Annotated in this window: 7 protein-coding genes; 6 read left to right on the top strand and 1 reads right to left on the bottom strand. The window is 49.6% G+C overall.

Features of this window, described 5'->3' with window-relative positions:
• Window positions 1-59 precede the first annotated feature (59 nt).
• On the bottom strand, window positions 60-1,052 hold the full coding sequence (locus tag HOK28_16565; GenBank protein MBT6434711.1) for an OmpA family protein: 993 nt from the start codon (window positions 1,050-1,052) through the stop codon (window positions 60-62).
• Window positions 1,053-1,128: 76 nt separating this feature from the next.
• Between HOK28_16565 and HOK28_16560 the strand changes: the two genes are divergently transcribed.
• From HOK28_16560 to HOK28_16535, 6 genes are all read left to right on the top strand, one after another.
• Window positions 1,129-2,001 (top strand): OmpA family protein, encoded by an 873-nt coding sequence (locus HOK28_16560; protein MBT6434710.1) that lies wholly within the window; start codon window positions 1,129-1,131, stop codon window positions 1,999-2,001.
• Window positions 2,002-2,085: 84 nt separating this feature from the next.
• On the top strand, window positions 2,086-2,835 hold the full coding sequence (locus HOK28_16555; protein ID MBT6434709.1) for a response regulator: 750 nt from the start codon (window positions 2,086-2,088) through the stop codon (window positions 2,833-2,835).
• A 92-nt stretch (window positions 2,836-2,927) separates the two neighbouring features.
• A complete protein-coding gene (locus HOK28_16550) occupies window positions 2,928-3,758 on the top strand; it encodes an ion transporter (GenBank protein ID MBT6434708.1) in 831 nt (276 codons plus the stop codon).
• Window positions 3,759-3,801: 43 nt separating this feature from the next.
• The gene (locus HOK28_16545; protein ID MBT6434707.1) at window positions 3,802-4,353 is read left to right on the top strand and encodes a nitroreductase; all 552 of its coding nucleotides are present in this window, start codon (window positions 3,802-3,804) and stop codon (window positions 4,351-4,353) included.
• 124 nt (window positions 4,354-4,477) lie between these two features.
• On the top strand, window positions 4,478-9,133 hold the full coding sequence (locus HOK28_16540) for an IPT/TIG domain-containing protein (protein MBT6434706.1): 4,656 nt from the start codon (window positions 4,478-4,480) through the stop codon (window positions 9,131-9,133).
• A gap of 175 nt (window positions 9,134-9,308) precedes the next feature.
• A partial coding sequence (locus tag HOK28_16535) for a hypothetical protein (GenBank protein MBT6434705.1) occupies window positions 9,309-9,945 on the top strand: 637 nt, incomplete at its 3' end.

Genomic DNA, 9,945 nt, shown 5'->3' with positions numbered 1-9,945 from the left:
TAAAAATCTTTGCACAGATCACGCGACGTTATCAAACGTTAGGTCATCGAAGCAGACCTCTATTTCTTGTTCTTCTGTGAACGTTTTTTCTTTTTCTTGCGTGTTCGGGTTCTGGTTTTTTTCTTCTTATCGTTATCTTTGGATGTTTCTTTGGCTTCTGGGCTTTCCGCTTGCTCTGGATTGTTCTTGGCTTCGGGTTCTTCGGTTAAGAAATCCATGAGTTTTTCAGAGCTTATAGAGTCCACGTTTTCGGAATTGATGACCATAGACTTGTCGGCGGCTGGATCTTGTTTCGATTTCCCCGTTTTTTGAACGATGATTGAGATACGTCGATTCAAGGCTCGGTTTTCGGCGGTATCGTTCGGGACTCTAGGCTTGGAGGCGCCATAGCTTCGGATAGAGAAGCGGTCGATGGAGAGCTTTTTGCCCCCCGCCAGTGATGCAATGACCGAGCCTGCTCGGGAAGATGCCAATTCCCAGTTTGACCGAAACTTTCGAGATTTGATGGGTTGGTCATCGGTATGACCAACAACCGTGATGGTTCCTTTGGTTTTAGAGAGCGTTTTCTTTAGTTTTTCAGCGATAGGTTTGAACGACTTTTTCAGTTTATCGCTGCCAGCACCGAAGGTTGCGGACTGAAGGAGCTGAATCTTGAGTGCATCCCCGTCTGCATCGATTTCCACTTGCCCATCTTGAATCTCTTCTACCAGCTCCTGTGAAAGCTTGGTGGCAGGGTCTTGTTTGTCGTTCTTTTTGGACTCTATCTTAACGTCGATGCTGGTTTTGCTCTCTTCAGCAATCTCAGCTTTACCACCCCCAAGGCCGTCTTTTACCGAGCTTGCCATCTTGGCAAAAGTGGTTCGCTCAACTGAAGCCATCGAAACCAGCATGACAAAGAAGCACATCAGAAGGCTCATGAGGTCGGCAAATGTCGTTACCCAGCCCGGGGTTCCGGCCTTGGGCTTTTTTTCCGACGAAACAGTTTTTTCTTCAGGGCCTTCTGTTTTCCCCGGAGCTTTCCGTTTTCGTTTCTTTTTCTCGGCATCTGCCACTGGATCCCTCGCCTAACAACAGCGTATCCTTTTCAATAAGACCAACACAACCATTGGTCGGGAGACTCAGGCGCCCATGGCGGAGAAGAAAAAGCGCAAAAAAAACGGGGGTGACGGCGCCGATGATGCCGAGAATGGATCCCCAAAAGAGGTCTCCGTTGAGAAAAAGGCTAAACAAGCCAAAGGTGCGCCTAAATGGGTGGTGACATTCGCCGACCTCATGAGCCTTCTGATGTGCTTTTTTGTCATGCTTTTGAGCATGTCTGAAGTGGATATCGAAAAGTTTAAGGCCATGATTGAGGGCATAGACCGTGGGATGGATACCAAGCGCTCTTCTCAGACCATGAAGAAGATAGACGCTAAAATTAAAGAGAAAAACAAAGCTAAAATGGCGAGTAAGGAGCAGACTGTTTCAGATGCTGTGATGCTCCAGCAGTTGCTTCGCCCCATGATTCAAGAGGAACAGATTGAACTTCTCGTTCAAGATCAGCTCATCGTGATTCGTATCTTGCAAGGTGGCTCATTTAAGCCCGGAAGTGCCGATTTGAAAGTGGCCTTCAAGCCGATTGCAAAGAAGCTTAAAGCTGTATTTTCTGAGATTGAAGGCACCATTGCGATATCCGGGCACACCGACGATAGGCCGATTAAGTCCAGACGGTTTCGATCCAATTTTGAGCTTTCTAGCGCACGTGCCTACTCAGTCTTACATGAGCTACTGAAGGGTGGTGATGTCGTAGAGAGTCGATTTGTCATCAATGGGTTGGGCCAGATCCAGCCCTTGGCGCCGAATTCAACAAAAGAAAACCGTAACAGGAATCGACGGGTTGAGATTATCATCAACCAAGCGGATGTGGGTTATCTCGAGGAAGACCACAATGCTCCTAAGCCAGAGGTCAAGGATAAAGCAAAGCCGAAAATGTATGAAACCATGCCCAGCCGAGGTGGTTAGTCATTTGATCAGCATCCCGAGAAGCGGTACCTTTTACAGGTTCTAGTGGGCCTGCTCGGCCCATGATTAGATCTTGGGGGTTTCATGCAGCGCGTATTGGTCATCGATGATGATGAGAACATCCAATTGTTGGTGAAGGCTGCGCTTCAAGCACGGTTTGAATTGGTGAAAGCATTAACGGGGCAAGATGGTCTCGACCGTTTAGATGAAGGCGAAATTGATCTCATTTTGCTCGACTACAATCTACCGGACATGGATGGGCAGGAAACTCTTGAGCGGATTCGTGAGCAAGACGAAGATACACCAGTTGTTCTTCTGACCGGCGAGCACGCGAGTGCGACCATTGGTCCGATGTTGCGGTTGGGAGTGGCGAATTACATCCACAAGCCATTCAACCCTAAAGAACTCCGGGGCAGAATCGTTTCGATTATGGGCGAGGACGAAGATGAAGCGAGTGCTCAAGGTACCGCCGTTCAAGATGCGCCAAAGCCCGTACGAAAATCAAAAGCTCAGCCTGAGCTGGATCCACAGAAAATTAAACTCAACGCTTTGATTGCGAAACACGGTCCGATGTTTTCTTTGCTTACGGATGAGCTGGGTGACGTTGATAAGGCGCGTCTTTATGTGCAGAAATATTACGACGGTGAATGGACCCGTTTGTCGGACTGGGCATCGAAACAGATGGCTCGGAAGGGTTTACTGGACTCCCTGCCCGCCTCTCTGCATTTTTATTTTAATTTCGAACGCTATGCCGCCGATCAGGCAGCTGCGGGTTCTGCACTTGTCATCAAGGTGGGAACTGTAATGCACGTATTCTCGGATTTTCCAAAATAACGACTCTACGGTTAAATGCCTTGTGATCTTACCCTCTTTGTGGGAGCCCTTCATGGTTATCGTTAGGATACACCGAAGGGAATAGAAGCGGGATGGCAAGCGAACAAGAGCAACAAGTTCCATGGCGGGATGGCAACGAAAAGCTTTACCGTATCATATTTGAGTCCCATCCCGGGCCCAGCCAGCTCTTCGACCTCGGCTTACTCTGCGCCATCTTACTAAGTGTTTTTGCTGTTATTCTTGAGAGCGTTCCTAACCTTGGCCCCAACTTTTATAAGTTCTTCGTTGGTTTAGAATGGGTGATTACTGTTCTTTTTACGATTGAGTATGTGGTGCGGCTCCGAATTGTCCGCCGCCCCACGCAATACGCGGCTAGTTTTTTTGGTGTAGTCGACCTCTTGAGCATCTTACCCACTTGGATTGGTTTTTTCTTCCCGGCCTTGGGCTGGCTTCAAATCATTCGAGCCCTGCGTCTGATACGCGTCTTCAGAATCCTGGGTCTTCGGCGATTTAATCAGGAAGCATCGGGGCTGCGGCGGGGATTTGTTGCCAGTGGCGCCAAAATAACAGTTTTCATGACGGCTATTCTTATTGTCGTGGTGATTGCTGGCGCACTGATGTTTATCGTTGAAGGTCCCGAGCGTGGTTTTCGGTCTATTCCAGAGGGAATGTATTGGGCCATTGTGACGATGAGTACCGTCGGTTACGGGGACATCGTCCCGCACACCACCTTTGGGCGTTTTTTGGCAAGTGCCTTGATTTTGGTGGGCTACAGCTTGATTGTTGTTCCGGTTACCATCGTAACCGCGGAAACCAACAAGCTTCGGCATAAAAAGTCGTGTCTGCGATGCGGCGCTACTGGACATCTGCGCAGAGCTCGTTTTTGTATGCAGTGTGGGGAACGGCTCGAAGAAGCAGGTTGATGTTGACTCAAATTCTGGGCTCAGGAAGGTTAGAGAAGCTCTTATGGATTTACTGGATGCGATTTACACACGGCGAACCGTGCACAAATATTTACCGGACGCGGTCCCTCAAGAGACGTTGGATAAATTATTGTTGGCAGGGCACCATGCCCCAAATCATAAGCTGACCTGGCCATGGCGTTTTACGCAGGTTGGAGCTGAGACACGCCAGCAGTTGGTACCGGTTGCGATAGCATGCAAGGCCGTTAAGAAAGACCTCTCGGATGACATGAAAGCAGCCATCACGGCTAAGATAGTCACCCCCGGGGCCTTGGTCGTTGTGAGTCAGGTGCGGTCTGATAACGATTTCCAGTCTAAAGAGGACTATGCCGCTGTAAGCTGCGCTATTCAGAATATGATGTTGGTAGCTCATGCTGAAGGGTTGGGTACGAAGTGGAGTTCGGGCGGTGTGACTGTCCACGCAGACACCTACTCCGTGCTTGGGATCGACCCCGATATGGAAGAGATTACAGGATTCATATGGGTTGGGGTTCCGGCTCAGGTTCCTTCTATCAAGCGCCCTGCTCTCATTGAGGTTGTCCGTAAGCTTCCTTAATGTAAGGCTGGTGCATACCCTTGATCGAAAGATTCGGTCTAATCATTGTTGTTACGGTATTTTTCCGAATAAATTCAATTCGGGTGTCGTCTGATCTAACGCCAGGTGTGTGTGGGGATTGAATATGCGGATATTTCTGTGTTTGATGGTGATAGGAGCGACTCTAACAGCTTGTGAGCACAAGCCTGTCGAGCTGGAATCCACATTCACTATCTCGTTGCCGATCAGTGGTGGATACTACGAAGTCGTCGATATCGTGGCTAAGCAAAATCTCCTCGCCGTAGAAGGTCAGAAAATAAGCGACATTCAGTACCGCTTTGTCCTTGAGCCTGAAGTCTCCACGGAAATCAAAGCTAAAATTCTTGAAACAACCAAAACTTCGCAAACTACTGTAGCGGCTGGAGACAGTCTTCAGTCTCAAACTGAGGAGTTTATCGATTTCTGGGTTGCTTGGGACGGAACCACTGGCGAGTTTGTTCCTGACCCGGGCATCAACGACCGCCGTCTCATTTTCCCCGAGGCGGATACGACTGCCATTCAGTTTCATCCGGTGATGGAAGATTCCGATGGAACCTCTCATGACTGGCTTGGGACGTGGCCTGGCGTTGAGGTTAAAGACACCTATTACAATATTACGTTAAGTCTGCCGTTGGCACAGAATACCGCTGTTCCGAGTAACCGAGCCATTGAATATCGAGGTAAGCACCCACTGGGGGAGGATCCCAGTTTTCAAACCATCAACACTGAGCAGTGGGAGGCTGGTTCCACAGTCAATGTTTCCTTAGGCGATGCCCCAGCCGCGCTTCCTGTAGGAAAGTTAACGCAGGTTTCTCCCGAAAGCCTTCCCGGTGCTTTGGACTATGGCCAAATATATGAGGTCGAAGGTTATAGCTTTAGTTGCTCTTTGCCTGGAGAAACTTCGCCCGGCTCTGCTTACGGCTGCACCGAAATGCAAGAGTGGACCCCTTGTGGCAGTCTCATTTTACCTACACTGGTTGGCGAGAGCATGACTGTATGTGTGCGTTATGAAGCCTTGCCCTCCCTTGGCGTAAGTGAATTGGTGGTAAGACCGGATATCGAAGTTCAAGGGCCTGCCGTTTCTATTACGCTGGATGCCGACGATAACCATCAATTTTTGGAGGTTGGTGAAGGTGGCTGGGGTACGACTCTAGCGTTTATTGTGAACTCTGATGAGGTCATTGTGCCTGTGGGAACTCCCCTGCTTGAAGCTCTCGAGCTGGATGGCGATGAAGAAAACACCACTGAAATTTCTGGTATGACTTGTGTCTGGCTTTCTGAGGAACCGAGTACGAGATTAAAAGTAGGATGCACGTCGGAGCCGGGCGTCGTGAGTGCCCCGTTTTATCGAAGTGTTGCGGTGCTCGAAGTGAAATATGCATTGGCGAGCGACCCGAGCAATGAGTTTGTTAGGCTCAGACGTTTTCGTGTCTTAGGGCTTACCGACTCAACCAATCGCGCGCTGGTTACTTCTGTATTACCTGCCCATGGTCTGCCATCAACCGAAGCCAACTTGGCTCGTTACTGGGTTCAGTTGGCAGTTCTGGTTCGGGATTCTCCAGTTGACAAGTTTCGCCTATCTATTGAGTCAGCCTTGTTGGCTGGAACAGACGACATTCTAGCCCAAACAGATGAATCGAAGGTGTTCAACATGGTTTGGGAGCTGGGGGCCAATGAAACCGTCACCACCTGGGTCTCGGTCGATTTATTACGTGATTCATTTCCTGAGGGTTTCGGAGCTCTTGCAAAGCGTCTGTCTATCACGGTGGAGGAAACCTCAGCAGCGGCGGGCGCAGAGTCCATGGACAGTCTTGAAGTACCTGTTTCATTTATTACGAGAGCGCCGTCTTTTCTACCGATGGCGGCGGGTCAGGCTTTACGATACTCCTCCGATTTCAACAGCTTTGGCATCAGTCAATCGTTTCAGTGGCCGGTAACGGGTTTTGGTGCAAATCGCGGCGGATATATGTTTACCAGCGATGCGACCAGTTCATCGGTGATGTCGTCGTCTGATGGGCTGATTGAGCCCCTCGCCGGCCTGGATAATGTTCCGGGTACCTATGCGGTTAGTCTGGGAAGTTTTTCGAGGTATGACCAAGAAGCGGGCTATCTAGACCAAGCAGAATTGGAGTCGAAATCTGTTCAGCTTGTTGAACCGAGTCAGCCAGCGTCCTTGGCCTTTGGGAAGTTAAATGTTGGAGGTCAGACTTTTGATGTCAATCTTGAAGTTCTTGGTCAGCTCCAACGCTTGGTCTGGGATCCTTTGACTGAGAACCTGGTTGTGGTTGGCGAAGACGGTTTTGAGTTATTTCGCCATGACGTTCCCAGTGCAGATGGCACTGACCCTCAGTGGCGTTCTCTTGGTGTGATTGCAGCATCAACACTTTCCCCTATTTGCCCGGGTAAAATCGCTGATGCAACATTGGCTCTTTACCCCGTCTTTACGTCAAACGAAGGTTCGGGAGAGTCAACCAACGAATGGTACTCCAGCGTTGCTTATTTGAGTTTTGACGATGATCAAGAAAGCACCCTTCATTGTTCACTGAGCTTAGCTGGCATGGTTACTCAGGAGGCTGTTGGCGGCATCTCGCAAGCGCAGGTTAAGTCATTCCCCATTGATAACTTGGGTACTGGAGATTGCTTTACGTCCTTTAACTCGGTTTCAGCTTCTCTGGCCCATAACCCACTCAATAAAACTTATTGGGCAATGTCTGGTAATTGCCTTCTTGGTTACACGGTGGATCAGGGATCAGATCCGTTGAGCGGGACGTTTAAGGCTTCTCGGTTGAACAGCATGTGGTCTGACCCTTCCGGCTTAACCATTGAACCTCACTCAAGCACTGCTATTGCAGAATTTTGGGATCCATCAACCGGCCGAAAATATCAGCGATTGAAGTTGGTGGGTGAGCTTGAAGCTAAGCCGGGTTTCGGAAGTGCATATTCGAATAGAGATGGCATCCTCTTCGACCCTGTCCGCGGATGGAATTGGGAGGTCACCAATGTGTCGCGTTATTTCGAGGGGAGCATACTAAAAGATTATTATTGGATGCCTTCGGTTGGTTTAGTTGAATCAGAAATTTACCCTACGCCCTCAACGCCATCCGACGGTTCGACAGGGACTCCATATACGGCGATGGAGTTTGGTATGAATGACCTCTTGCTCGACTCTTCTAGGGATTTTATCCACTCACTGGAACTGAATGGTTTCGGCGAGGCCAATAGAGTGTCGAAGCAGATTCATCAAATTGTCGATAATGGAAATAACATGGTGGCGGCAGGTACCTCCGTCGTCCTCTACGAAGAGGATCCTACTGTATCAGGCAACCCCGTTTGGAGTGGTGATCCCGTGGTCGATATTATCATGATGGGACCTCAGATAACCGGTAGCTTGCCCCATCACATTAGGCCCGGTGAGCGTGTGACCTTGTTGGGATCAGGGTTTTCGGCAGATGTAAGCCGAGACCAAGTGTGCGTCCAGGGGATCTGCGTGGCTCCCGAATGGTCTACTCCGAATGTAATGGTCTTCAAGGTTCCGGAAGCTTTTCAGTCGCTCGATGTGCCCATCAAGGCTTTTGTAACGGTCGACAATGGTTGGCTAATGTCGGGGCCTGCCCCGGGCGAAAGTATGCTGGAAAAGCGGGCCGACCTCTGGGGGAATCCAAGCTGGGATGTGAATTATTCGTTAGAGTGCGACGACACTGATCCGTGTGTTGGTGGCACGATTCTACAAGGACCGACCACTGTCCAGGTGACAGTAGAAAAATTATCGCAGAGTACCGCTGGTCATCGCATCGACCGTGAGGATGGACTCTGGGGCTCAATGACCACTTCGACCTCGAGTTTTGAGATAGATATGAGTGGCAGCGATAGCACAACGCCCGCCGGTCGGATGACCAACTTAGCGATTGGGCTTTCTGGCGATAATATGTATGTGACGGAGGCACGCCTGTTTCAAAAGTTTGTGGCCGAGGAGGCATCTTTTGCTGCAAGTGAGTACTTCGAGCAGCCTTTGGCTTCATCAGCAGGATTTAGCACCAGAGTGGACCACTCCCTGAATTCGCTGAGCGCAGGCACGACGGCTCAATCGGCATTCCTTAGCCCAGAACAATTGGTCCTGGGAGTTGAGCTGGTCGACCCCAGTGAGCTGAGTTTACTAATTGCAGATCGTCATTCCAGCAGCTTCGAAGAGCGGCCCATTCCGTTTGCTGATTTCTCTCGCCGAGCATCAGTTCTACCAGGACTTAACGGTATGATTACAAGCTCCAGCGAGGGCGCCATGATGGTTCAAGTGCTAGGTGACCTAGGGCAGACCATGGGCCAAGCAGATGTATCAGAGGGCTGTGGTTGGCCCGGCGCTGCGAAGCTTGACGTATTCGGCAGCACAGGTGTTAACGACGCTCTTGGGCTCGCCGTGTTTAGTTTCTCGCCATTTCAAGTTGGTGTGGTTTTGATAAAACAAAACGATGAGCTTGAACTCGAGTGCTTTGACAAAGAATTCGAAACGGATGTCTTACCTGAGCTTTACTTTAAGCCGGAAGTGTCGGCCAACGGAGACATGGTGGCGATAGCCTTCGCTACTGGTGATGGTTCATTTAAGCTTAAGGTCTGGTCTTTGTTCGGAGAGCTTAAGGAGGTCATAAACGAATCACTATCTGAGGAGCCTCTGGACTTTAAATTCAGCGATTCGGGCCATGAACTCTACCTGGCTTTGCCGGGTGGCTTAAGAGTTCTCTCGTTTGACAAGGTTCCGGTTAGCGACTGATTGATTCCCTTTCGAATAAGTGAGCATCAGTGGCCGCATTTAACGGGTTCTGCCGGGATTAAACGGCTTAGGAACTCTGGAAAAGCATGAAATCAGCTCTGTCTTGTGATTTCCTATCAAGGTCATAATCTTGCGAAGAAGATACTTCGAGCGTTTCAGCTATTAGGATAAGCAGATGTATAAGTTTCTGTGTTTGAGTGTAGTCATTGTCAGTCTTGTTGGATGCGCGGACGCCACAGTTGATGTTCACTCAACGCTCTCGATTCAGCTACCTGAAGAGAATGTTGCTCAAGTTTGGGTTTGGGCCGAACAAGACCAGGCGAAAATTATGTCGCAGCCCATCAGCGACACCAAGCATAAACTCGATTTATTAACCGAGGTTGAAACAAAGATATACGCAACACTCTTCCAGCTTGAATTGATGAGTGCGTCGGATGAGGATGCTGGTAGTGAGGGTTCAGATACTGCTCAATTCCTACAAAAATGGATAGCCTGGAACGGCGAAACGGACATCTTTTATCCAGCCGTGGATGAACCGACCAAGTTCATTGAACTCGCCAACGCCCCTCTTTCGGTTGTTTTTTTCGCCTTTATGACGGACGAGGCTGGAGGAAAACACACTTGGCAAGGTGGCTGGCCGGGCCTTGATGTGGAAGATTCTTTGTTTGGTTATCCGTTAGGTTACTCACTTGGGCAAAGTGTCTCGGTACCTCAGGGTCGGGAGATTTTCATCCGCCCACTTCACCCCTTTGGTGATGAATTAGAGGGTTACTCTGCGGGCACTGACGACTGGGTCGCTGATTCGGAACTCG

This window comes from Deltaproteobacteria bacterium (assembly GCA_018668695.1).
GTDB lineage: Bacteria > Myxococcota > XYA12-FULL-58-9 > XYA12-FULL-58-9 > JABJBS01 > JABJBS01.
This window is presented reverse-complemented; position numbering and strand designations above follow the sequence as displayed.

Coding starts and splice junctions, on each gene's coding strand:
- HOK28_16545 (MBT6434707.1), top strand. CDS start 3,802: ATGGATTTACTGGATGCGATTTACACACGGCGAACCGTGCACAAATAT.
- HOK28_16560 (MBT6434710.1), top strand. CDS start 1,129: ATGGCGGAGAAGAAAAAGCGCAAAAAAAACGGGGGTGACGGCGCCGAT.
- HOK28_16555 (MBT6434709.1), top strand. CDS start 2,086: ATGCAGCGCGTATTGGTCATCGATGATGATGAGAACATCCAATTGTTG.
- HOK28_16550 (MBT6434708.1), top strand. CDS start 2,928: ATGGCAAGCGAACAAGAGCAACAAGTTCCATGGCGGGATGGCAACGAA.
- HOK28_16540 (MBT6434706.1), top strand. CDS start 4,478: ATGCGGATATTTCTGTGTTTGATGGTGATAGGAGCGACTCTAACAGCT.